This is a genomic window from Nocardia brevicatena NBRC 12119 (assembly GCF_000308495.1).
In the GTDB taxonomy this organism is placed as follows: Bacteria; Actinomycetota; Actinomycetes; order Mycobacteriales; family Mycobacteriaceae; genus Nocardia; species Nocardia brevicatena.
Window position 1 is genome coordinate 1 of sequence record NZ_BAFU01000013.1, and the last position, 23807, is coordinate 23807.

Here is a 23807-nt window from a genome sequence, read left to right on the forward strand (position 1 = left end):
GGGAGTGTCATCGGCTCCGGGGGTCGCAGGAAGTCGAACCGGATCACAGTGAACGGAATTCTGGCAGAGGCCGGGCGAAGCGACAACGGGCGTCCGGTGGGTACCGGACGCCCGTCGGTGCCCCCACCAGGGCTCGAACCTGGGACCTGCGGATTAAAAGTCCGTAGCTCTACCAACTGAGCTATAGGGGCGCGGGAGGACAGTGTAGTGGGCGATCTCGGTTTCGCGTAATCGGGGGACGGTGTGAGCCCGGGCGCTCACATCAGGTTGCGGCCCTGCGGGGTTACGGGTTCGCCGGTGACATCGCCACGGCGGGGTTTGCTGCGGGTGGATGTCCGCGCCGGGTGCCTTTGAGTAACGTCCCGTGAACAGGATACTATCCAAATATGTTGTATACCAATGCCTTTGGCCCAGAAGGGGTGGGACTCGGAGCCTGTCGGTTCCGGGACGCGGTGGGATCGGTGTCGTTCGTTGCCGTGGTCTGCGCCATCGGTTCCACGAGGCGCACGGTACGGCATGTTCGGCGAATGGCGCTGTATCGCGGGTGAACCAATCCCTGTACCAGGGAGTTTCACGGGATCGGCGCGCAATTCGCGCGATTGCGCCAGGTTTGCTACACGGGGTTCGGGCGGGTCCGGCTAATCCGCTCCGCCGGTTTGCCGCGTGTCGGCCGGGAATCCCAGGTACGGTGACTAGTCGGTGAATTCGGGGTTTCGCACGGGTCTACGCCGCGGGAGGCACATCGGGGACGACGAAAGCGCGATAGGTGTTTGCCCGGATGCACACCCCCTGCGGCGCATCCGGGCAAGCAAATTATACCAGCTGGTGTGTTATTGAAATTCAGAAAGTTTTCATACCCGAAGGTATGGAACGTCTGAAAAACCAGACTGGACGTACAGATAAACCGCATAAATTCGCGCCATCGGTCCGTTCCCTTGTGTGGTTGGGTCGGTGGCGGGCGCCCGATGAGAGGAATTCATCGGGCCGCACAAGCTTCGGAGGCGTTTCGAGCATGGCACGGCAACAGGAGCGGGCCCGCCGGACCCGGGCGGCGATTATCAAGTCCGCCGCCGTTGAGTTCGGGAAGAGCGGTTATGCCGCGGCTTCGCTCAACCGAATCTTGGAAGGGTCGCGAGCTACCAAAGGCGCAATGTACTTCCATTTCGATTCCAAGGAAGATCTGGCGCGGGCCGTACTCGATTCGGCGGTAGAACGCTATCGCCACTCCGCGGAACGATGGTTGGCCCGCGCCGATCTCGGTCCGCTGGACATCCTGCACGGGTTGCTCGACGAGATAGCGCTACGGCTGGAGCACGATATCGTCGTGCAGGCCGAATTCCGGCTGATCATCGAGCCCGGATTCCATCAGGAAGCGCAGCACGGCGGTCGGATACTCGCCGGTGTCATCCGGATGCTCGCGGTCCGTGCCGTCGAACAGGGGCAGCTGCGCGCCGATGCCGATCCCGATCGTTTCACCCATATCCTCGCCGGTGCGCTGGTGGGTCAGCGCTACATCCTCGACCTGACGGGCAGCAAGGCGGATCTGCGAACCCGGTTCACCGAGGCGCTGGAGGTGGTTGTCCAGGCCATGGCGACGTCCGAGTGGACCGAGAAGTTCCGGCAGCGCGGCTGGCGCGCCGCTGCCCGCCTAGAAGAGTTAGGCTTAGCCACCTGACCAGCTGGTTTGGGAAACCGGCCCGGTCTGGCATAAGCTATGCGAGCTCCCAACGGACAGCCGTTGAAAAGCCGGTCCGGAGAAATCCGGGACGAGCCCCCTTCGTCTAGCGGCCTAGGACGCCGCCCTTTCAAGGCGGTAGCGCGGGTTCGAATCCCGTAGGGGGTACTGCCTACAGAGTAGGTACACAGAGCATGGCCCTGTGGCGCAGTTGGTTAGCGCGCCGCCCTGTCACGGCGGAGGTCGCGGGTTCGAGTCCCGTCAGGGTCGCCAGCAAACGCCGGAGAAATCCGGCGTTTCCCGTATGGCATTCCACACCGGGTGTCTGCGGCCAGGTAGCTCAGTTGGTACGAGCGTCCGCCTGAAAAGCGGAAGGTCGCCGGTTCGATCCCGGCCCTGGCCACTCGTGATCGAGAGGCGAGTGCTCGCGAAGAGCGCTCGCCTCTATTGCTTTGTCCGTGTTCTATGTGGGCGGCTCTCACACTCTCCCGGGGGTTCGTTCCCCCCTCCGCGGTCCCTGCGGTCGCGTCCCCCGGTCCCGGTCGACTCGAGAGCGTGGTGTTTCTCACTTCCGGGATGGAATGGGATGCTGGGGTATGGCTGAACGCTGGTACTACTGCTTGAAGCACAATCGGGCCGAACAGGGGCGGCAGTGCTGGTTTCGGGATCGGATGGGGCCGTATCCCGACCGGGCGACCGCGGAACGGGCCCTGGAGATCGCCCATGAACGCACCGCGCGTCAGGACGCCGAAGATCGGACCTGGCGGGAGGGGGACTGATCCGGTGGCCGGGGTAGGGTGGGCACCGAACGGGTCGGCGCAGTACGGCCCGGTGCGCTGAATTCGCGGGGAGGCGGTTCGGCTACCGTTCACGAGAATCAGAACGAATGCTCGTGGCCCGCGTACCGGCCGGCGGGCGCGACCAGGTGAGCAGGGAGGGCGACCCTTGAGGGTTACCGTTGTTGTGCCGACCTATAACGAGCGGGACAATCTGCCGGTTGCGGTGGAGCGGCTGATGGCGCTACCCGTACCCGACCTGCACGTACTCGTTGTGGACGACAACTCGCCGGACGGCACCGGCGAGGTCGCCGACAAACTGGCCGTCGATATGCCGGAAAACGTCGGGGTGCTGCACCGCACCGAGAAGGACGGGCTCGGGCGCGCCTACGTCGCCGGAATCACCCGCGCCCTGGACCAAGGCGCCGACGTGGTGGTCCAGATGGACGCCGATCTGTCGCATCCCGCGGAGGTCATCCCGGCCATGCTGGAGGAACTGGACCGTACCGACGCGGGCGTCGTACTCGGTTCCCGCTACGTGGCGGGCGGCTCCACGGCCGAGGAGTGGAAGTGGTACCGCAAGGCGCTGTCGGCGTGGGCCAACTTCTACGTCAATCTGATCCTGCGGCTCGGCGTCAAGGACGCCACGGCGGGTTTCAAGGCGTGGAAGGCCGAGACGCTGCGCGCCATCGACGTCGCCTCCATCCGCAGCAATGGGTACTCGTTCCAGGTGGAGATGAACTACCGGACGAAGCAACAGGGCATCGCCATCGCCGAGGTGCCCATCCGCTTCGAGGAACGCACCCTCGGCGCGTCCAAGATGAGCCTGAAGGTGCAGTTGGAGTCGGCGCTCATGCCGTGGAAGCTGCTCCTCGGCCGCACCGTCTGAGCCGGATACGGCTTCGGCTATACCGGTCGGCACGGCCAATCGCGCAGCGTGTCCAGGAACCGCTGCCGCACCGCGGCGACCTCGTCGCCCATATCGGCCGGGTCCCAGTCGCGTACATCGATCGGCGGCAGAATCGCCACCTCGACCGTGCCGGGGCGAGCGATCACGGAATTGCGCCGGACGATATCGCCCGCGTTCCGGATCACCACCGGGATGACGGGTACACCGGCCTGTCGGGCGATATGGAAGGCCCCCTTCTTGAACGGGCCCACCTGAGGGGTATAGGAGCGGGTACCTTCGGGGGCGATCGCGATCGACAGGCCCTCGCGCAGGGTGTCCACCACGGGTATCAACGATTTCCTGGCGCCGGCGGTATCGGCTCGGTCGATGAACGTGACTTCGACGAACCGCATGAGCGGACCGAAGAGCGGGTTCTTGGTGAGCTCCTTCTTGGCGACGGCGGTCACGCCGCCGCCGAGCACCGCGGGCACGATGATCACATCGAACTGGCTCTGATGGTTGAAGACGAATACCGCCGGGCGGGGCGAGCGGGCGTATTGCTCCCCGACAACCCGCAGCCGGACCCCGCACAACCGCAGTGTCGCCGCGGTGCCGTATTTCATCAGGGCATCGGCCATCGGCCTGCGCCTGCGGGTATAGGACTTCACCAGAACCCCGAACAGCGCGCCGGCGAGCAGCCCGGCGAATCCCAGCAGGGTCCGGACATAGGCGGCCGGGCGGGGCGCGGTGCGCGGGCGCACCACGGGCCGCGGCCAGCCGTGCTCGGTCGCGGCGGCGGCGAGTTCGGGGTCGGGCGCCACCACGACGGGCTGCCCGGCCAGAGACAGCATCGGAAGATCGGTGGCGCTGCCGGTATAGACGAAGCTGCGGTCCAAATCGATACCGTGCTCGGCGCCGAACTCGGCGACGGCCTCGGCCTTCCCCTGGCGTATGAGCACCCGGCCGGCGGGGCGGCCGGTGAGCCGGCCGTCGGCGACTTCCATCCGCGTGTGCAGTGTCCGGGAGATACCGAGCGCGGCGGCCACGGGCGCCAGCTGGAATTTCGTCGGCGAGCCGACCAGCAACACCGTGTGCCCGGCGGCCTCGTGCTCCCGGATCAGCCGCCATGTCTCCGGGTACAGCAGTTCGTAGGTGCGGCGGAACAGCCGTCGGCCCACCGCGTCCAGTTCTTCCTCGGGCCGACCGGCCAACAGGGTTTCGGCACCGTGCAGAAAGCGTCCATAGTCGCCGTCCCGGCGGATACCGTCGAGCAGCAGCGCGGCCACCGCTCCGTCGCGTGAACGCCGCAGCCGAGGAACGGCTCGGTCATCGGCTACCGCCGAGAAATCGAATACGGCCGCGATCCGGGGCCCGCGAGGCGCCGATCGGATCGCGGCGACCAGCGTTTCGATATCGGTTGTGCCGGCCGCCGGGGTGCCCGGGCGGGAGGCGGCGGTACCCGGCGAGGCGACCTCGGTGGCCGGGGTGTCGGGTTCCCGGTCGGGCACGGTCACGGTACCTCCGTCGGGGTGCGGTTGGACGGGTCGAGCGTCGCGACCCGGGATATGCGCTTGCCGATAACGCGCAGACGTTCGGCGAATTCGATCCGACGTGCGGCGAGTGCGGCTCGCGCCGCAGCGGATTCGGGGTCGGCGGGTTCGAGCAGGTCGTAGTTGTCGGCGAGTTTGAGGGCGCTGGTGAACAGTTCGGTCGACACCGATTCGGGGCTGTGCAGCCGCTGCTGCAACAGCATCTGTTTGCCGACGGAGACGCATTCGTCCACCAGTTCCTTGCGGTCGATCTCCTCGCTCGGATCGCGCGCCGCCAGGCGTTCGGCCACCACCAGTTGCGCGTCGAAGAAGGAGCGCAGCACCCGGTGCGCCATCAGGAAACCGCTACCGGTCAGGGCGTCCAGGATCTCCGTGCTCAGGGTGTCGCGGCTGCGGGTATGCCAGGTGGGGTCCACCAGCAGCATCTCGGCGGTGAGCTGTCGGGCGAATTCCTTGCGGTCGGGAAAGAAGAACTCGAATTTCAGCAGGTCACGCAGGCGGAACGCTTCCTCCCAGCCTCGATTCAGGGCATCGGTGTCCGGTCCGGACGCCGCAGGGTCGATCGGGGTGCCCTCTGTCGCCTCGACCACGGCGAGAATGGACAGTTCCAGAATCGCCCGGTCGATGAACCAGTGCACCGCGCTGTTGCGGTAGAAGGCGGCCTCGAGATGTGCGCCCGGTTCGATCGAGTACACCGGTTCGAGACCGCCGCGATAGACGGTCACCACCCTGGCCAACGCCAACTGTTCCAACACCACGGCCAGACTCTGTTCGTCGCGCAGGGCCTCCACCGCGCCGCGCGGCAGATCGCGCCGCTCGATATAGGACAGCACCGGGCCGAGCAGACCCCGTACCTCGTGCAGGGTGAGCGCCCGGTCGTTCACGCCGAGCAGGGCCAAGGTGACCAGGGCGTTGACCGTGATCGGGGTGACCGCGTTGATGCCCACGGCGATCTTGAAGGCGAGCCGCTGCACCGCCCGGCGTTCCAGTTCCTCGCCGCTGGTATCCGGTTCGCGCGATACCGTGTCCCGGCGCTCGGGGGAGTCGGTGCGGTGCAGCGGGATGGCGATCGGGGGCGGGGTGAGCGGGTCGCCGTAGGCGGCGAGCCGCTCCCGGGCCGACAGCGGGGTCCCGAACCGGACATAGACGTTGCCGGCCGAATGCTGTTGGCTGCGTATGTACCGGGCCAGCCAGGCCAGGCCTTCCGGTTTCTTCCGGCCGCCGACCTGTTCGGTGGCGATGGCACCCAATTCGTTGAGCCGCTCGTAGGTGATCGAGACCGGCACCAGCAGGACATCGTCGATCCGGTTCCGGCGTACCGCCGCGGCCAGATAGTTCAGCAGCCCGTAGCGCGGGGGCCGCAGTTTCCCGGTACGGGTACGTCCGCCCTCGAAATACCATTCCAGGTTGAACCGTTTGGCCAGCAGGTAGCAGAAGTACTCCTCGACCACGGCCTTGTACACCTCGTCGTCGCCGAAGCTGCGGCGAATGAAGATGGTGCCGGTGCGCCGGGCAATCTGACCTATCGGCCAGAACCGCAGATTCGCCCCGCCGACCACATGGTTGGGCGGGAAATCGTTACGGGCCAGCACATCCCCGAGGACGAACGGGTCCACATAGGACCGGTGGGAGGGCAGGAAGACCAGCGAATGGCGCCGGTTGAGCTCACGCAGGGCGGCCAGGCCGGAATCGTCGCTGTCCACTTTCCAGGTCGACGCGTGTATCGGGCGCATGGCCTGGGTGAACAGATCGGAGACCAGCCGGCTCTGCGCGGCGACGAGTTCCCGTAGCGCCCGCTCGGTCCGCCGGTACACCTCCTGCGGTTCCATCCCGGTTTCGTCGGCGATCAGATCGAGGCGGCGCAGGAATTCGGGGGAGTCGAGTATTTCCTCGGCGACCAGGCGCGGAACCTTGTACCGGTCGCCGATCACGGTGCGTTCCGCGCGTTCCAGCGCGACCACCGCGGCACGCACGATGGCCCGGGCGAACGGTTCCGTGGTGCCTGCGGTGTGCAGGGCGGCCGCTTCCGGGTTGTTGGCACGCAATTCGCTCAGGCGCGCGGGGCTGCCGGTGAGCACCAGGTGCCGGTCCGGCGCCCGGCCGATCAGTTTGCGCTGGGCCAGCCGGTTCGGTTTGCGGGGGTTGGTGAGCAGGGCGAGATCGGTGAAGGTGACCCGCCGGACACCGTCGCGCTCCGGAGGCAGCCACAGGACCCGAACCGGTATCACGAGCGGATCGTCGGTACGCCCGGTGAGCCGGGTACCGATCGCGTCCGCGTCCAGGTCGAGTTGGGTGACCGGCACGGTGACGCCGAGGTCCGCCGCGAGTCCGCCGTTGGTGAGCCACCGGCCGATCAGTTCGCGTTCCACGCTCGATGCCGCGTCGACCAGAGCCACAACCGAATCAGGCGGTGTTTTTTTCAGAGCACGGGCGGGTGTCCCGCCGCGGTGATCGATCATGGCGTTCGGTCCTCCCGCGTGTAGACGATTCCTCTATTCAAGCTCGCCGAGGGGATGGGCGCATGGGACTGGGGGATGTGAGTCGAATTCGTACTGCGGACGCGAGAACCGGCCCATTTTGGGAGGTAATGCTAACCTTACCTCTCGGAGTTAGGTCAGGGTAACCTTGGAGGATCGTTGTCGAGCACGGACGAGTACTTGCGTGTTGAGTATGTGACTGACCCGGCGGCAGCGATGTCCCGACTCGCGGGGGACGAACGATTCGGCGAATACGTCGTATACGAACGGCCGGGCGAATGGGTTTTCGCCGCGGACCCCATCGGCGGTATCGAACTCGACGTCGACGAACTGCGGGTGACCTGGGAAGGGCAGACCACCAGCGTTCCATGGGACGGCAGGCCCGCCCAGGTGATGGACCGGACCCTGACCTCGCTGCCACTGAACGGCCGCAACGCCTACGGGTGGATCGGATTCGAGTTCTGCGCCTGGGCGCTGGGTGCCACCGAATACCTACGGCCTCGGACATCGCTGGCGCATGTGATGGTTCCCCGGGTGGAGGTGCACATAGGGGCCGGCGGTATCCGGATCAGCGGCGCCACACCGGGGGAGACCACAGAGATCCACGATCTGATCGCGCATTCGCAGGAGTTACCGCTACCGCGGCCGTACCCGGTGGATATCCGCCTCGACCCCACCGGATACCAGGAACGGGTGGCCGAGGCGATCGACGAGATCCGGGCCGGGCAGTATCAGAAGGTCATCCTGTCCCGGAAGGTCGACCTGCCGTTCGCGGTGGATATTCCGGCCACCTACCGGCTCGGTCGGGCCAACAACACGCCGGCGCGGTCGTTCCTGCTGCGGCTCGGCGGGCTGGAAGCGGCCGGGTTCAGCCCGGAACTGGTGGCATCGGTGGACGACGACCAGATGGTCACCACCGAACCGCTGGCCGGTACCCGGGCGTTCGGGTTGGGTCCCGATATCGATATGGCGGCCCGCGCGGACCTGGTCACCGACCCGAAGGAGATCGTCGAACACGCCATTTCGGTGCAGACCTCGTTCGCCGAGATCGCCGCCGTCGCCGATCCCGGCACCCCGGCGGTCTCGGATTTCATGGCGGTACGGGAACGCGGCAGCGTGCAGCATCTGGCCTCCACCGTGCGCGGCCGACTGGCCGCCGACCGGTCCTGCTGGGATGCGCTGGAGGTGCTCTTCCCCTCGGTGACCGCGTCGGGTATTCCGAAGCGGGCGGGCGTGGACTCGGTGTTCCGGCTCGACCACGATCCCCGAGGCCTGTACTCCGGTGCGGTGCTGACGGTTTCACCGACCGGAGCCATGGAGGCCACCCTGGTGCTGCGCGCGGTGTACCAGGACGCCGACGGCGCGTGGCTGCGTGCCGGCGCGGGAGTGGTCGGACAGTCCCGGCCGGAGCGGGAATTCGAGGAGACCTGCGAGAAATTGGGCAGTGTCGCGCCGTACGTCGTGAAGGCCTGATCCCGAGGACGCGGTGATCGAACACGGCGCCCGATAGGTGGTTCGACCACCGGACGCCGTGTGGTTACCAGGACATTCGAGGCAACGGTGCCGTATTCCGAAGCGACGCCGCGGAATCGGGCGGCACCACATCGCTCACTCCTGCGCGCGCAACGCCTTCTTGTCGATCTTGCCGACCGCGGTGATCGGCAGGCCGTCCGCCCGACGCAGGACGTCGGGCAGTTTGTAGGTGGCCAGGCCGCGCTCGGTGAGGAACTTCTTGATCTCGGCGAGCGTCGGCATCTGCCCGGTGACCACCAGTACCGCGCAGACCTTCTCTCCGAGCGCGGGGTCGGGTAGACCGACCGCCGCCGCATGCCGTACGGACGGGTGGGCGAGCAGGTGCTCCTCCAGTTCGTCGCAGGAGACGTTCTCCCCGCCGCGGTTGATCACATCCTTGATCCGTCCGGATACCACCAGATGACCGCTGGGCAGTCGGCGTACCAGATCGCCGCTGCGGTAGAACCCGTCCGGGGTGAAAGCGCGGGCATTGTGTTCCGGGGCGCGGTAGTAGCCGCGGATGGTGTAGGGCCCCCGGGTGAGCAGCTCGCCCTCCTCGCCGGGGGCGAGGTCGTTACCGTCCTCGTCGACCACCCGCACCTCGTCGGCGGGGGAAAGCGGCCGACCCTGGGTGGTGCACACCATATCGGCGGAATCGTCGAGGCGGGTGTAGTTGATCAGTCCCTCGGCCATGCCGAAGACCTGCTGCAGGGTCACATTCAGCGCGGGCGCCACCTCGCGGGCGTTCACCTCGGCCAGTTTCGCCCCGCCCACCTGTAGCAGGCGCAGCGACGAGATATCGGCGTCCTCCCATTCCACGGCCGCACACCACAATTGGGCCAGGGGGGGAACCACCGCGGTGACGGTCACCCGATGCTTTTCGATGGCGGCGAAGGCGTTTTCCGGGCTGGGGTTGGTGACGAACGCGAGCGCGCCGCCGGTCGCGACGGTGCCGAGGATGCCGGGGCAGGCCAGAGGGAAGTTGTGCGCGGCGGGGAGGGTGGCCAGGTAGACGTCCGTTTCGGACAGTTCGCAGATCTTGGCGCCGGCGGTCGCGTTGTAGACGTAGTCGTCGTGGGTGCGGGCGATCAGCTTGGGCAGACCGGTCGTGCCGCCGGAGACCAGCATCAGCGCGATATCGCCGGGATCGATATCGGGCAGCGAACCGGTGTCGCGCGCCACGGTGTTCAGGTCGGTGAACGGGCCGGTGTCGCCGAGGACCAGGACATGGCGCAGGGTCGGCACCGTATCGCGGAGCGCGGCGGCGAGTTCCCGGTAGTCGAAATCGGCGACCCGGTCGGCGATCAGGTAGCCGACCGCGCCCGACAGTGTCGCCAGGTGTTCGATCTCGGCGCGGCGGTGCGCGGGCAGGGTGAGCACCGGGATGATGCCGGCGCGGAGCAGTCCGAACAGGACGGTCACGAATTCGGGCACATTCGGCAGTTGGACCACCACGCGGTCGCCGGGGGCGATACCCAGAGCGAGCAGACCGTAGGCCATACGGTCTGCCTCGGCGTCCAGTTCCGCGTAGGACAGGGGCCGTTCCCCCAGGAGGGCGGGATGATCGGGTTGCCGGCCGGCGGTCGCGCGGAGTAGGTCGCTCAGGGTGCTGCCGGTCCAGTAACCGGCCGCGCGGTAGGCATCGGCGCTGTCGGCGGGGAACGGGATGTAACCGTCACGGTGGGTACCGGCGGTGATGGAAGTCGAACTCACGGTGGCCTCGCAGGAACGGGGTCGGTGGGCGGGGTGTGGGTCTCTGGTCTGCAAAGTAGGTTAGGCAACCCTATCCAATTCCGGAAGTCGAAGGAGAAATCGGGTGGGTTTTCCACCCCACATGGCACCGATCGCGGAATTAGACTCGCCGCATGAGTGGTTGGGGAATCGGGGATATTCCCGATCAGCAGGGCCGAGCGTTCATCGTCACCGGGGCCAACAGCGGGCTCGGCGCGGTCGCCGCGCGGGCGCTGGCCGGGGCCGGAGCGCAGGTGGTGCTGGCCTGCCGGAATATGGACAAGGGGCGTGCGGTCGCGGACAAGATCGGACCGCGGGCCGAAGTGCGCCGACTCGACCTTGCCGACCTGGCCTCGGTGCGGGAGTTCGCCGCCGGGGTGGACCGGGCGGATGTGCTGATCAACAACGCCGGAGTGATGGCGATACCGCTGCGCCGGACCGCCGACGGTTTCGAAATGCAGATCGGGACCAACCATCTCGGCCACTTCGCCCTCACCGGACTGCTCCTGGACAAGATCGCGGATCGGATCGTGACGGTGTCCAGCAGCACACACGCCGTAGGCACCATCGAACTGGACGATCTGAACTGGGAGCGGCGCCCGTACCGTCGGTGGCCCGCCTACGGTCAGGCCAAACTGGCGAACCTGATGTTCGCCTATGAACTGCAGCGCAAGCTCGCTGCCGCCGGCTCCACCACGATTTCGGTCGCCGCGCACCCGGGCTATGCCGCCACCGAACTGCAGTCGCATACCGAGACCCTCCTGGACACGGTGATGGCGCTGGGCAATCGGCTGTTGGCGCAGAGCGCCGATATGGGAGCGCTGCCGGAGCTCTACGCCGCCACCGCCGCCGACGTGGAACCGGGCGGCTACTACGGTCCCGTCGGATTGGGCGGGATGCGCGGCCGGCCCGGCCGGTCGGGGTCCTCGGCCCGGGCGAAGGACGAGTCGACGGCCCGGGCACTGTGGGATCTGTCGGAGAAACTGACCGGGGTGACCTATCGCTTCGGAAACTGACACAGCTCTGTCACACCCGACGCGGCCACATCGTCGTCCTGATGAACACCGATGACAACGGAAGGAAACAGGACATGGAACCCCGCTTCAACCTCTTCGGCAGCTCCGTCACCGCAAGCTTCGCCAAACGGCTGATCACCGCGAGCAAGGTGGTCGACACCTCCGGTCTGTCGGCGGCCACCCACGAACTGGTCAAGATCCGGGCCAGCCAGATCAACGGCTGCAGTTTCTGTGTCGATATGCACACCAAGGACGCCGCGCACGCCGGCGAGTCCACCACCCGGATCAACCTGGTCGCCGCCTGGCGGGAGGCGACCGTGTTCACCGAGCCCGAACGCGCCGCGCTGGCACTGACCGAGGAGGCCACCCGGCTCGCCGACGGCGGTGGTGTGAGCGAGGAGGTCTGGCAGCAGGTGCGCAAGCACTACGACGACGACCAGATCGGCGGGCTCATCGCCACGATCGCCGCCATCAACGCCTGGAACCGTATGAACGCCATCGCCCACACCCCCGCCGGCGACTATGTCCCCGGTTCGCTCGGCTGAGCCGCGAGCCCGAACAGCGAACCACCAGAACCTTCGCCCGACGGTTCGCCGGGGCGGGCCCGACCCGGCGAACCCGACCGCAGCGAATTCACGGTAGCGGCCCCGCGAGGACCAGGCCCGAGAGATAGACCCGGCCGGCACCTCTTCGGACGTCTCGCGGTGATGGCCGGGCCCACCCGGGCCGCCCCGCCCGGAGCGACGTCGCGTCAGCGGCATCGTGGGGAATGACCAGGCTCTTCGGGCATTCCGCTCTCTCCGAAAAGAGGGCGCCACACCTTTCCGGACGCCTCACGTAAGTGGCCGGCCTCGCTCAGGGTCTGGCCCGCCCGCAGCGACATGGCGCAGCCGCGGAATGCAAGAGGGGAAGACCCGGCGGCACGAGCGCCCGACAGCGCCACCCGAGGTGTGCAATCGAACACAGTCCACCTCGGCTCTGCCTCGCCCGCCGCGACATCACACAGCGGCGACACGCAGAAAGGCGAGATCCAAGGTCACGGGACCACCAAGGGTTGCGGCCCGTCTCGTGTTCCAGCGCCCGAAGCGCACGTGCCGAATGCACGAGTTTCGGGCGCTGGAACACGAGACCCGTCGGGGCCGCAACCCCGCGCCGCCGAAGGCGGCGCAATCGAACACAGCCCGGACGCATACCCGGCGTTCATCGACTGGTACCGTACAGAACGTGCAGTGCGTGTATTCCTGGTTTAGCAAGCCGGCCCTGGGTGGGTCGGTCTGCGGCAACCGCGTGCGCTGACCAGTTTCACCCCGAGCCGGAGCAAGGACCGGCTCGACGGGTTGATGTCCGTGGGTCGGCCGGAGCAGTTAGGAACCACCCACGATGACAATCGCAGTCGATATCGACGCCCGCCATGCCGACCTCGACGATCAGCGCACGCTGAGCGTAAGCCCGCTACGTTCCCCGGCGGAGGTGCGTATGGTGCACCCGATCACCGATGAGCTGGCCGCGACCGTGCGCGCCGGGCGCAAGGCGACGGTGGACGTGCTCGACGGCACCGACGACCGTCTCATGGTGATCGTCGGGCCGTGTTCGGTGCACGACCCGGCCGCCGCGCTCGACTACGCGCGCCGGCTGGCCGCCGAGTCCGCCGCGCTGGCCGATCGGCTGCATGTGGTGATGCGGGTGTACTTCGAGAAGCCGCGTACCACGCTGGGCTGGAAGGGGCTGATCAACGATCCGCATCTGGACGGCAGTTTCGATGTGAACACCGGGTTGGGAATCGGTCGCAAACTACTCACCGATATCACCGCGCTGGGACTGCCGGTGGCCTGCGAGTTCCTGGACCCGATCACCCCGCAGTACATTTCCGATCTGGTCTGCTACGGTGCGATCGGCGCGCGGACCGCCGCCAGCCAGGTGCACCGCCAACTCAGCAGTGCGCTGTCCATGCCGGTCGGGATCAAGAACGGCACCGACGGCGATGTGCAGGTGGCGGTGGATGGGGTGCGTGCCGCCGCCGCGAGCCATGTGTTCCCCGGCACCGATCTGTCCGGCCGGTCCGCCCTGATCCGTACCACCGGCAACCCGGACTGTCACGTGATTCTGCGCGGTGGCAGCTTCGGTCCGAACTACGACGTCGCCTCGGTGGCCGAGGCGTGTGCCCGGCTGGAGAAGGCGTCGCTGCCGCAGCGGCTCGTCGTCGACGCCAGCCACGGCAACAGCAACAAGGACCACACCAGGCAGGTCGACGTGGTCACCGATATCGCCTCCCGGCTCGCCGCCGGGGAGCCGGGAGTGGTCGGGGTGATGTTGGAGAGCTTCCTGGTTGCCGGTCGTCAGGATCTGACACTTGGCCGGGCCGAGGATCTCACCTACGGACAGTCCATCACCGATGCCTGCATGGACTGGGATACCACGGCCGCACAGCTGGTGACACTCGCCGACGCGGTGGCCCACCGTCGAGGCCGGTAGGAGTTCGGGCCGGCTCGGCGATGAGGCCGAGCAGGTCGCCGGTTGTGACACTGCGCACGGCGAAGCCGCCGGCGGTGGGCCGCCGGGTTCAGATATCCGCCGGCCAGCCTTCGGCCCGGCCGGGCGGATCGGTGGACAGGCGGGCGGCCATCCAGTGGTCACGGCGCACACCGCGTTGGAGGCTGCCGAGCCGGCACAGTCCCTCGTAGCGGAAGCCGTTGTTGCGGACCACGGCTGCGGAGGCGTGGTTGCCGACGAAGGCGCGCCACGATATCCGGGCCAGTGCCAGGCCGTCCGTTCGGAAACCGAAATCGCACACCATGCCTACTGCCCGGCCGATCAGGCCGCGGCGGCGGTATTCGGGGGCGAGCCAGTAGCCGATCTCGGCAGCGGACTCGTCACGGGCACCGAGGCCGACCGTGCCGATCAGCCGGCCGTGCTCGGCCAGGCGCACCCCCCAGACCGGGCTGCGTTCGACCCAGCCGTTCGCGACCATGTCGTGCACGAACCCCTCGGCGTCACAGCGGCGATACGGTACCGGGATGGTGACCCATTCGCCGATCACCGGGTCCTGACAGTGTTCGGTGATCACGTCGATATCGGTGTCCTTCGGTCGGGACAACCAGACGGTGCCGTCGGTCAGGGTGCGCTCCTCCATCTCGCCATGGTGGCACGGAGGTACCGGTTCCGCCCAGACGTTTTCGCTGTTCGTGCAGGCTGTGCCAGGTGGAGGTGTTCGGCGCCCCGGACCGTAGAATCGGTCCGGTGGTGGCCGCGATCCTCGCCGATCTGTTCGAATCCCATCGTTCGCACCTGTTGGCGGTGGCCTATCGGCTGACCGGCAGTGCCGCCGACGCCGAGGACGCGGTGCAGGAGAGTTGGCTGCGGTTGGCGGGGGCCCGCCAGTCGGAGATCGAGGACCTGCGGGCCTGGCTGACGACCGTGGTGAGCCGATTGTGCCTGGACCGGTTGCGCAGCGCGGCGGTGCGCCGCGAAAGCTATGTGGGGCAGTGGCTGCCGGAGCCGGTGGTCGCGCCCCTGAGCGGTGCGCGTCCGACCGACCCGTTGACGGCCGTGGTGCGCGGGCAGGAATTCCGGTTCGCGGCAATGGTCGTGCTCGATTCGCTCACGCCACCGCAGCGGGTGGCGTTCGTGCTCCACGAGGGGCTTTCGGTGCCCTACGACGAGATCGCGGAGATCCTCGGGGTCACCGTGGACGCGGCGCGACAGCTGGCGGCGCGGGCGCGCAGATCGGTGCAGGCGGCACCCGAACCGGTGACCGACGCCGAACACGATGCCGCCGTGCAGCGGCTGCTGACCGCGCTGAACTCCGGCGATGTACATGCCGTGGCCGCGGCGCTGCACCCGGAGACGGTGATGGTCGGCGACGCGAACGGCACCACCCCGACCGCGCCCAATGTGATCACCGGCCCGGTCAAGGTCGCGAGGTTCTTCCTCGGCCTGATGCGCCGGTACGGGCTGACCGAGCTCGGCGAGGCCTCCGGGTTCGAGTTCGTGCTGGTGAACGGTCGACTCGGCGCGCTGGTGCATGAGCGGCGCCCCGACGGGGTCCATCCGGGACACCCGAGGCGGGTTGTCGGGTTCACCGTTGTCGACGGGCTGGTCCGGGGCACCTACGATATCGCCAACCCGGCGAAATTCACCGGTATCCGGCTGGGCCGTCCCACGGGAGCACCATAAGGTGGGCTCATGCCCGTCGATACGCCGACCGTCACCCGGCTGCGCCCCTTCACGTCCACCATCTTCGCCGAAATGACCGAGCTCGCCCTCCGGTACGACGCGGTCAACCTCGGCCAGGGTTTCCCGGACAGCGACGGGCCGGCGGAGATGCTCGAGATCGCCCGCCGTGCGATCGCCGATGGAATCAACCAGTACCCGCCCGGGCGGGGTATGCCGGTACTGCGTCGGGCGATCGCCGCGGACCGTGCCCGCCGCTATGGCACCGACTACGACCCGGACACCGAGGTCCTGGTGACCGTGGGCGCCACCGAGGCGGTGAGCGCCGCGGTGCTCGGGCTGGTGGAACCGGGCCGGGAGGTGGTGCTCGTCGAGCCCTACTACGACTCCTATCCGGCCGCGGTCGCGCTGGCCGGCGCGCGTCGGCGTACGGCGCGGCTGGTGGCCGACGGCGACCGGTTCGTGCTCGACCACGACAGCCTGCGCGCGGCGATCACCCCGGAGACCCGGATGATCGTGCTGAATTCGCCGCACAATCCCACCGGCACCGTGCTCGATCGCGCCGATCTCACCGCGATCGCCGAACTCGCGTGCGAACACGACCTGCTGGTCCTCACCGACGAGGTCTACGAGCATCTGGTCTACGACGGCGTCGAGCATGTCTGTATCGCCACCCTGCCCGGGATGGCCGAGCGCACCCTGGTGGTGTCCAGCGCGGCCAAGACGTTCAATGTCACAGGTTGGAAGATCGGCTGGGTATGTGGCCCGCCCGCGCTGGTCGACGCGGTACTGGCCGCGAAACAGTTTCTGACCTTCGTCGGCGGCGGCCCGTTCCAGCCGGCCGTCGCTCATGCCCTGACCTACGAATCGGCCTGGGTGCAGCGGTTGCGTGCCACCCTGTCCGAGGAGCGGCTACGGCTGTCGGCCGCCCTGACCGACGCGGGTTTCCGGACGTACCGCAGTGCGGGCAGCTATTTCGTCTGTGCCGATATCCGGCCGCTCGGCGCCGGCGACGGAGTGGAGTTCTGCCGGGAACTGCCGGGCCGGCTCGGTGTGGCGGCCGTTCCGGTCGGTGTCTTCGCCGACGATCCGGCACCCTGGCGGCACCTGATCCGGTTCACGTTCTGCAAACGGCCGGAAACCCTCGACGAGGCCGTCCGCCGGCTGCGTCGAGGGTAAGGTGATCAGGCCGGAACCGGACGGGCACGGTCGGTGATGAGCAGGCCGGCGATGACGCCCAGTACGGTGCCCATGAGGTATCGCTGGACCCGCACCCACAGCGGACGGCCGGTCAGGAGGGCGGCCACTCGTCCCGCCCCTAGCACGATCAGCCCGTTCACCAGCAGCGCGACCGATATCTGCACCGCACCCAGGCACAGGCTCTGCGCCCAGACCGGCCCGCCGCAGGGGGCGACGAACTGTGGGATCAACGCCAGGTACATGACGGCGATCTTCGGGTTGAGCAGATTCGTCAGCAGACCCATGGCGAACAGCCGCCGGGCGGGGGCGGCGGGTAGCGCGGTCGGGGCGAACACCGAGGCACCGCCGGGCCGGATCGCCTGCCACGCCAGGTAGCCGAGATAGCACGCGCCGGCCAGTTTCAACGCCAGATACAGTTGGGGGACCAGCGCGAAGACCGCGGTGATGCCGGTCGCGACCGCGGTCAGATACACCGCGAACCCGGCAGCGACACCGCTCAGCGAGATCAGTCCGGCACGGCGCCCCTGCGCCACCGTCCGCGATACCAGGTACATCATGTTCGGTCCCGGACTCAGCACAATCCCCAGCGCCGCCGCCGCGACTCCTACCACCGCTGCCATCTCGATCACGGTTCCTATATTCGCCCCGGTCGCTCGTATCCGTCTCGGTCCACTTCACGATCGCCGGCCCGGTCCGCGCGGGTGCGAGGAATTCGCCACCGTGTCGGAGGGTTCGGCAACAATGGGAAACGGCAGAGGAGGAGTTCTTGTGGCAGATGGCCCGCTGATCGTACAGAGTGATAAGACGCTGTTGCTCGAGGTCGACCACGAACTGGCCGATACCGCCCGGCAGGCCATCGCCCCGTTCGCGGAACTGGAACGGGCGCCCGAGCATGTGCACACCTACCGGGTCACGCCGCTGGCGCTGTGGAACGCCCGGGCGGCGGGGCACGACGCCGAGCAGGTGGTGGACGCGCTGGTCAGCTATTCGCGGTATGCGGTCCCGCAGCCGCTGTTGGTGGACATCGTCGACACCATGGCCCGGTACGGGCGGTTGCAGTTGGTGAAACACCCCGCGCACGGACTCACCCTGGTCAGTCTGGACCGGGCGGTGTTGGAGGAGGTGCTGCGGCACAAGAAGGTCGCGCCCATGCTCGGTGCCCGTATCGACGACGACACCGTCGTGGTACACCCGTCCGAGCGCGGTCATATCAAACAGCTACTGCTCAAGATCGGCTGGCCGGCCGAGGACCTGGCCGGTTACGTGGACGGTGAGGCGCATCCCATCGAACTCGATTACGCGGGCGGCCACTGGCGGCTGCGTGATTACCAGGAGATGGCCGCCGATTCGTTCTGGGCGGGCGGCTCCGGGGTGGTCGTCCTGCCGTGCGGCGCGGGCAAGACGATGGTCGGGGCGGCGGCCATGGCCAAGGCGAAGGCCACCACGCTGATCCTGGTCACCAATACCGTCGCCGGACGGCAGTGGCGGCGGGAGCTGCTGGCCCGCACCTCGCTGACCGAGGACGAGATCGGCGAATACTCCGGGGAGCGCAAGGAGATCCGGCCGGTCACCATCGCCACCTACCAGGTGATCACCCGGCGCACCAAGGGCGAGTACCGACATTTGGAGCTGTTCGACAGCCGGGACTGGGGCCTGGTGATCTACGACGAGGTGCACCTGCTGCCCGCGCCGGTGTTCCGGATGACGGCCGATCTGCAGTCCCGGCGCCGGCTCGGGCTCACCGCGACCCTGGTGCGCGAAGACGGCCGCGAGGGCGATGTGTTCTCGCTGATCGGTCCCAAACGCTACGACGCGCCGTGGAAGGATATCGAGGCGCAGGGGTGGATCGCGCCTGCGGAATGTATCGAGGTGCGGGTCACGCTCACCGACGCCGAGCGGATGGCCTATGCGACGGCGGAACCGGAGGAACGGTACAAGTTGTGCTCCACCGCGCACACCAAGATCGCCGTGGTGGAATCCATCCTGGCCCGGCACCGGGACGCTCCGAGCCTGGTGATCGGCGCGTATCTGGAACAGCTGGAGGAGTTGGGCGCGGCCCTCGACGCCCCGGTGATCCAGGGCTCCACCAGAAACAAGGAACGTGAAGCGCTTTTCGACGCCTTCCGACGGGGTGAGATTCCGGTGCTGGTGGTGAGCAAGGTGGCCAATTTCTCCATCGACCTACCGGAGGCATCGGTGGCGGTGCAGGTATCGGGCACCTTCGGTTCCCGACAGGAAGAGGCCCAGCGGCTCGGCCGGCTGCTGCGGCCCAAACACGACGGTGGTCAGGCGCATTTCTATTCCGTTGTCGCCCGCGACACCCTCGACACCGAATACGCCGCCCACCGGCAGCGGTTTCTCGCCGAGCAGGGTTACGCCTATCGCATCACCGACGCCGACGATCTCCTGGGGCCGGCCATCGGTTCGGAATGAACGGTGGCGACCGTTCCGGAGCCTACCGGCGCACGCGGGTCGGGCGATCAGTCGAGCAGGGCGACCGAAGCGATGCGGTGCAAGGTGAACTGTCGCACCGTGCCGGTCACCGGGTCCAGCGCGTCGAGTTGTCCGTGACCCACCCGGACCGGTTCGACCACCCGCTGAATGGCCACCCCCTGCGCGTCCACATAACCGATATTCACGGATCGGTGGCCCCGGGCCGCCAATTGGAGCAGCGCCAGGGTCGCGGCGGTACCGGTTCGGGTGCCGTCGGTACGCACCGTCCGACCACCCGTCGCGCTCGCGGCGCGTTCCCCGGCCCGCAGCTCGGCGACCAGCAGTCGTAGCTGTTCGGTGCTCGGCGGAACCGGACGGTAGGGCTGCCGCGTCGGTGGGCGCACAGTGATTCGGGCACCGCGGCGGCGCAGGTCCACGATCAGACCGGCCGCATCCTCACCGGCCGGCGCGAAACCGGCCGTACGGAGCCGCTCCAGCAGTTCACCCAGCGGCGCCTGCGATATGGCGACCGTCGGCGCGATACCGCGCAGGGCGAGATCTTCGGCCACGGGCGAGGCCAGGACCTGGGCCAGCAGGGTCGCGTCATCGCTACGCACGAACGACTGCGCCATCCCGGCCCGCAGCCGGCCGTGGCGGCGGGCCACATCGTCGATCAGATAGGACAGGGTCTGCGGTATGGGCGTGCGGGAATGCCGGTCGAACAGGGCGTGTAGTTCGGCCGCGGTCAGACCGGCGTCGAGGGCCCGGCGCACCGAGGTCTCGCTGATCCGGTACACCGTCGCGGCGCCGGCCGATTCCACATCGGCCACCAGTTCGATCCGCTGCTGGAGGTCGGCGGTGAGCGGTCCGGGGGCGATAACCGTCAGGTCCGCCTGCACCAGCACATGATCCACGGGGTCGGGCAAAGCGGTTTCCATGGCGGCCTCGGCCGCAGCGGTGCTGTCCGGTGTGTCGCGCAGCAGTGCCCGCGCCGGTGCGGTGAGGGCACCCCGACCGATGAGGCCCAAGGCGGCCGCTTCGCCCAGGATGTGCTCCACCACCTCGCGTCGGTAGTGTCTGCGTCGCCGTGGGGCGCGCCAGGCCAGCAGCCGGGCGATATCGGCGGGGCCGAGTTCGGTGCCGGCGGGTTGTTCGGCCAGGACACCGAGGATCGCGCGTCGGTCGCGGACGGCGTGCGGTACCCGCAGTTCGTGGGCCAGCGCCGCCAGCGGTTTGCCATTGGCGTCGCGCATACCGATCATCCACGGGCAGCGGTCCAGTTCGAGCCAGGCCGTCGCGAGCGGTACCCATCGGTGTGCGGTCGACGCCGCCTGCCAGGCGTCCGCAGCGGGCGTGGGCGCCCAGAAATCGTCGGTGGTGTCGAGGGCGGGCGCCGGATCCGGTAGGCCCTTCCCGATCAGTTTCGCCGCGGCGAGCAGTTCCACCAGCAGACCGGCGCGTGATTCGTCGATACCGGCGGCCTTGGCCACCCGCCGCAGTTCGCGGACGCCGAGCCCGCCGGCGCGCAGCGCCGGCGCGGGAGCCTGCCCCAGCACGTCGATGATCGCGGCACAGTGCCGCAGCAGTTCCCCGACCTCACCGGCCGCGACACCGTTCACCTCGGCCCCGGTGTGGGCGACCGGTTCGAGTTCGGGTGGGGTGAGGCCATGGGGGTCGGTGACCGGTTCGTGCCGCAGGACCTGGCCGACGGTGAGCGGCAGCTCCACGGTTTCATCGTCGATCCGGTGCAGCAGCCCCCGGGCCAGAAGGCGTTGGACCGGACGATCGGGCGAGGTGCCCGGTGCGGCGTCACGGGTGCGTCCACGCGGACCGTTGTCCGCCAGCTTGTCCAGCAGGGCGCGTTCGGCCGGGGCCAGCTCGGAGAGGGCGGCCGTCACCTCGGGTTCGGTGAGCGCGTCGGGGAGGTCGGTGGCGCTGCCCATCGGCCACGGCAGCGCCTCGGCGACCGTGGGCACCGGATGCAGTCTGTCGTCACTGTCGGACCAGAGCAGGGCCCGGTCGGTCAACCGGGTCAGGGCGGCGTCCACGGCTGCGGCCCGTGCCCGATCACACAGCGCTTTCTTCAACTCCTGGCAGGTCGGTGCCGGGGCGCCGGAGGAGGTCCGCACGGCCAGGATCTCGGCGATGGCGAACTCGAGGGTGTTGAGATCATCGGCGGCGCGTAGAACGGAGGCCCGCTGTTCGGCCCGGGCGGCGAGTACCGTCATCGACGAGGGTAGTGGCACTGCCAGATCGGGCCGGCGCTCGAGCAAAGTCACCAGCTGTGCGTCGGTTCGGCCGCCGAGCCAGGCGGCCAGAGAGTCGGTCCCGGTCATCCGATCCAGCCTACGTGGCTGCCACCGCATCGATGGCGGTCGTTGACATGCCAGAATGAGCCCGTGGTGAACAAATCGAAGAAACGTTATGTCGACAACGGCTGGCCTGAAGTAGGCGATGGTGAGCACGCGGTCACCGAGTTGTCGTCGGCCCGCTCCGGTAATCTCTCGCCCTTCGGCGAGGACACCGAATTCCCGGTCGCTGCCGAGCAGTTGCCGTACCTGCACCCGCGCACGGTCGTCAACCGCTGAGCTGTGTTCGATTGCGCCGCCTTCGGCGGCGCGGGGTTGCGGCCCTGGCGGGTCTCGCGTTTCAGCGCCCGAGACTCGTGCCTTCGGCGCATGCGCTTCGGGCGCTGAAACACGAGAACCCCGGGTGCCTTTTGCTGTATCTACCCCAACAGATCGTTACGCAGCAGGCGCGAGCCCGACCGGGCAACGTGCACGATGCTCGCCGCCTCTCGTCCCGTCAGGTCCAGGCGTTTCGCCAGCTCGAGTGGCACTGTCGTCGCATCGCCCACCAGTTCGACGAGCAGGCGGTTACGTGCCTGTTTCGCGGCATGTAGATCCTCGGCCGCGCGGCCGTGCCGGACGGTGGGCTCGGACCGTCGCCCACCACCGATATAGGTCGGTTTCGATCCATAGAAAGCTGCCCGCGCCCGAGCGAGACGGGCGAGGATCCACCGTTCGCGGACATCGACAGGCGGCACGTTCATACCTGCACGATATCGCGGCCGACGAGCTGCTCGTCGAGCTCCCGCACCGACTTGCTCGTCGCCCAGGGTGCGAGTCGATGCCTACTCGACACGACGGCAGCGGCCAAACGCGGGGATCGGTTCCGCTCGCACAGCTCGGCGGCCTCGCCGATCACGGCCGCGGCCTCGTCGATGTCGTTCATTTGCTCCAATGGCCGGGCCAGCTCGAGCAACGTCACTGCCCGGTCACGCGCGAATTCGGGGTCGATCATGGACGCGGCCCGCCTCGATGCCGCGGCGGCGGGGCCGGCCTCGCCGAGGTTGGACAGGACAAGGCCCCGGTAGGACTCGAGCAGGCCGGGGCCTGCGAAATAGGCCCGGGACTCGGACGGATGGCACGGTGAAAGTCCGGCGAGGTCGCGCTCTGCGTCGGCGAGCGCGGACAATGCGGCGCGATTCTGCCCGGCCAAACCGGCGGCGTCGGCGTACCGGATGCCGACATAGGCACGTAGCCGGCGGTCCTCGCTTTGGGCGACCCACGAACGTGCAGCGACAGCGTAGTCGAGGGCGGTACGGCGCCGCTGCTGCCATATGGCGAGTTGGCTCATGTGGCACAGCATGTACGCGGCCAGGTCGTCGTCTTCGGCGTCGTGCGCCAGTTCACGGGCGTCCGCGTATCGCTGTCCCGCGGTCGCGTGGTCGCCGCTGTCCCACGCCAGGCACCCGGAGAATCCGACCCATTCGGCGCGCGGCGACAGCAACGCGGGCCGCAATTCGGCCGGGCAGTCTTGCAACATGGCCTCGGTGAGTTGCTGTTGGACGGTGACCAGGCCGGACGCGGCGGGAGATCCCAATTTGTCGTCGAGCTGCATGGCTGCGTGCAAGGTGGAGCGGACCAGCTCGACTGTCGCCGTGTCGGGTCGGCCGGATCCGTGGGCGAGCCAATCCGGGCCGGCCGGATTACCGCCGGGCCCGGTGAGGGTTGCGGCGGCACTGAACGCGCCGGCAGCCTTGAACAACGCCCGCCGATCCACGTCGGACTCCTCTCGCGTGAGGCGGAACGCCTCGGTCTCCGAGGGCGTCAGCCGTGCCAGTAGGCGGCCGAGGTCGGCTTGCCCGGCACGGCCGATCGTGTGGCCGGCTTCCCACCTTTTGACGGTGCGCACGTTCACGCCGCACCGGTCGGCGAATCCCTGTTGCGACAGAGACATAGCGTCGCGCAACGCGCGCACGTCTCGGTCTGTCCACGTGGCAACGATAACCATCTGCGCCCCTGCGAAGTCGGTGTGAATCCACTGTATGCGCGCATGGCACCACCATGCCCCCGAATGTCCCCCCAATGTCCCC

The 23807-nt window shown here is 68.0% G+C and carries 19 protein-coding genes and 4 tRNA genes; 14 read left to right on the forward strand and 9 right to left on the reverse strand.

Annotated features, from left to right (window positions below):
- Nucleotides 1-118: 118 nt before the first annotated feature.
- Nucleotides 119-191 (reverse strand) — tRNA-Lys (locus ON20_RS02660).
- Nucleotides 192-1012: 821 nt separating this feature from the next.
- On the opposite strand from ON20_RS02660, the gene ON20_RS02665 reads away from it, so the two are divergent.
- The 6 genes from ON20_RS02665 to ON20_RS02690 all read left to right on the forward strand — a co-directional run bounded on the left by ON20_RS02665 (nucleotide 1013) and on the right by ON20_RS02690 (nucleotide 3340).
- Entirely contained in the window at nucleotides 1013-1675 is a 663-nt protein-coding gene (locus ON20_RS02665) for a TetR family transcriptional regulator (protein ID WP_040833263.1), read from the forward strand.
- A 95-nt stretch (nucleotides 1676-1770) separates the two neighbouring features.
- Nucleotides 1771-1843, forward strand: a tRNA-Glu gene (locus ON20_RS02670).
- A 28-nt stretch (nucleotides 1844-1871) separates the two neighbouring features.
- Nucleotides 1872-1948 (forward strand) — tRNA-Asp (locus ON20_RS02675).
- 56 nt (nucleotides 1949-2004) lie between these two features.
- A tRNA-Phe gene (locus ON20_RS02680) sits at nucleotides 2005-2078 on the forward strand.
- 193 nt (nucleotides 2079-2271) lie between these two features.
- Complete coding sequence (locus ON20_RS02685; RefSeq protein ID WP_040833306.1) at nucleotides 2272-2454, forward strand: hypothetical protein; 183 nt, start codon at nucleotides 2272-2274, stop codon at nucleotides 2452-2454.
- Between the two features lie 166 nt (nucleotides 2455-2620).
- Nucleotides 2621-3340 (forward strand): polyprenol monophosphomannose synthase, encoded by a 720-nt coding sequence (locus ON20_RS02690; protein WP_281032833.1) that lies wholly within the window; start codon nucleotides 2621-2623, stop codon nucleotides 3338-3340.
- Between the two features lie 17 nt (nucleotides 3341-3357).
- Here the strand turns inward: ON20_RS02690 and ON20_RS02695 are convergent, their stop codons facing one another.
- Complete coding sequence (locus tag ON20_RS02695) at nucleotides 3358-4854, reverse strand: HAD-IB family hydrolase (RefSeq protein ID WP_245546973.1); 1497 nt, start codon at nucleotides 4852-4854, stop codon at nucleotides 3358-3360.
- Nucleotides 4851-7349 carry a glycerol-3-phosphate 1-O-acyltransferase gene (locus ON20_RS02700; protein WP_083864522.1) on the reverse strand — a complete coding sequence of 833 codons (2499 nt, stop codon included), beginning with the start codon at nucleotides 7347-7349 and terminating at the stop codon, nucleotides 4851-4853. Before ON20_RS02700 ends, ON20_RS02695 begins: the two co-directional genes overlap by 4 nt.
- Before the next feature lie 234 nt (nucleotides 7350-7583).
- On the opposite strand from ON20_RS02700, the gene ON20_RS02705 reads away from it, so the two are divergent.
- Nucleotides 7584-8840, forward strand: a complete 1257-nt coding sequence (locus ON20_RS02705; protein WP_281032834.1) for a salicylate synthase — start codon at nucleotides 7584-7586, stop codon at nucleotides 8838-8840.
- A 135-nt stretch (nucleotides 8841-8975) separates the two neighbouring features.
- Here ON20_RS02705 and ON20_RS02710 read toward each other — a convergent pair whose 3' ends face one another.
- On the reverse strand, nucleotides 8976-10592 hold the full coding sequence (locus tag ON20_RS02710; RefSeq protein WP_083864524.1) for a (2,3-dihydroxybenzoyl)adenylate synthase: 1617 nt from the start codon (nucleotides 10590-10592) through the stop codon (nucleotides 8976-8978).
- Between the two features lie 152 nt (nucleotides 10593-10744).
- Between ON20_RS02710 and ON20_RS02715 the strand changes: the two genes are divergently transcribed.
- The 3 genes from ON20_RS02715 to ON20_RS02725 all read left to right on the forward strand — a co-directional run bounded on the left by ON20_RS02715 (nucleotide 10745) and on the right by ON20_RS02725 (nucleotide 14098).
- Nucleotides 10745-11626, forward strand: a complete 882-nt coding sequence (locus tag ON20_RS02715; RefSeq protein WP_040833266.1) for an oxidoreductase — start codon at nucleotides 10745-10747, stop codon at nucleotides 11624-11626.
- A gap of 74 nt (nucleotides 11627-11700) precedes the next feature.
- The gene (locus ON20_RS02720; RefSeq protein WP_040833312.1) at nucleotides 11701-12171 is read left to right on the forward strand and encodes a carboxymuconolactone decarboxylase family protein; all 471 of its coding nucleotides are present in this window, start codon (nucleotides 11701-11703) and stop codon (nucleotides 12169-12171) included.
- An 835-nt stretch (nucleotides 12172-13006) separates the two neighbouring features.
- On the forward strand, nucleotides 13007-14098 hold the full coding sequence (locus ON20_RS02725) for a 3-deoxy-7-phosphoheptulonate synthase (RefSeq protein ID WP_040833268.1): 1092 nt from the start codon (nucleotides 13007-13009) through the stop codon (nucleotides 14096-14098).
- Between the two features lie 88 nt (nucleotides 14099-14186).
- On the opposite strand, the gene ON20_RS02730 is transcribed toward ON20_RS02725, so the two are convergent.
- On the reverse strand, nucleotides 14187-14756 hold the full coding sequence (locus ON20_RS02730; protein WP_040833269.1) for a GNAT family N-acetyltransferase: 570 nt from the start codon (nucleotides 14754-14756) through the stop codon (nucleotides 14187-14189).
- Nucleotides 14757-14863: 107 nt separating this feature from the next.
- Between ON20_RS02730 and sigJ the strand changes: the two genes are divergently transcribed.
- Both sigJ and ON20_RS02740 read left to right on the forward strand, forming a co-directional pair.
- A complete protein-coding gene (gene sigJ / locus ON20_RS02735) occupies nucleotides 14864-15799 on the forward strand; it encodes an RNA polymerase sigma factor SigJ (RefSeq protein ID WP_040833313.1) in 936 nt (311 codons plus the stop codon).
- Nucleotides 15800-15808: 9 nt separating this feature from the next.
- A complete protein-coding gene (locus ON20_RS02740; RefSeq protein ID WP_040833270.1) occupies nucleotides 15809-16975 on the forward strand; it encodes a pyridoxal phosphate-dependent aminotransferase in 1167 nt (388 codons plus the stop codon).
- 5 nt (nucleotides 16976-16980) lie between these two features.
- On the opposite strand, the gene ON20_RS02745 is transcribed toward ON20_RS02740, so the two are convergent.
- Nucleotides 16981-17625, reverse strand: coding sequence for a LysE family translocator (locus ON20_RS02745; RefSeq protein ID WP_040833271.1), 645 nt, complete (start codon nucleotides 17623-17625; stop codon nucleotides 16981-16983).
- Nucleotides 17626-17764: 139 nt separating this feature from the next.
- Between ON20_RS02745 and ON20_RS02750 the strand changes: the two genes are divergently transcribed.
- On the forward strand, nucleotides 17765-19429 hold the full coding sequence (locus ON20_RS02750; protein WP_040833272.1) for a DNA repair helicase XPB: 1665 nt from the start codon (nucleotides 17765-17767) through the stop codon (nucleotides 19427-19429).
- Between the two features lie 47 nt (nucleotides 19430-19476).
- Here the strand turns inward: ON20_RS02750 and ON20_RS02755 are convergent, their stop codons facing one another.
- The gene (locus ON20_RS02755) at nucleotides 19477-21765 is read right to left on the reverse strand and encodes a helicase-associated domain-containing protein (protein WP_040833273.1); all 2289 of its coding nucleotides are present in this window, start codon (nucleotides 21763-21765) and stop codon (nucleotides 19477-19479) included.
- 63 nt (nucleotides 21766-21828) lie between these two features.
- On the opposite strand from ON20_RS02755, the gene ON20_RS02760 reads away from it, so the two are divergent.
- Nucleotides 21829-22017, forward strand: coding sequence for a hypothetical protein (locus ON20_RS02760; protein ID WP_040833274.1), 189 nt, complete (start codon nucleotides 21829-21831; stop codon nucleotides 22015-22017).
- Between the two features lie 140 nt (nucleotides 22018-22157).
- Here the strand turns inward: ON20_RS02760 and ON20_RS02765 are convergent, their stop codons facing one another.
- Nucleotides 22158-22481 (reverse strand): hypothetical protein, encoded by a 324-nt coding sequence (locus ON20_RS02765; protein ID WP_040833276.1) that lies wholly within the window; start codon nucleotides 22479-22481, stop codon nucleotides 22158-22160.
- On the reverse strand, nucleotides 22478-23725 hold the full coding sequence (locus ON20_RS35580) for a helix-turn-helix domain-containing protein (protein ID WP_157228653.1): 1248 nt from the start codon (nucleotides 23723-23725) through the stop codon (nucleotides 22478-22480). The genes ON20_RS02765 and ON20_RS35580 overlap by 4 nt, the downstream gene beginning before the upstream one ends.
- Nucleotides 23726-23807 lie beyond the last annotated feature (82 nt).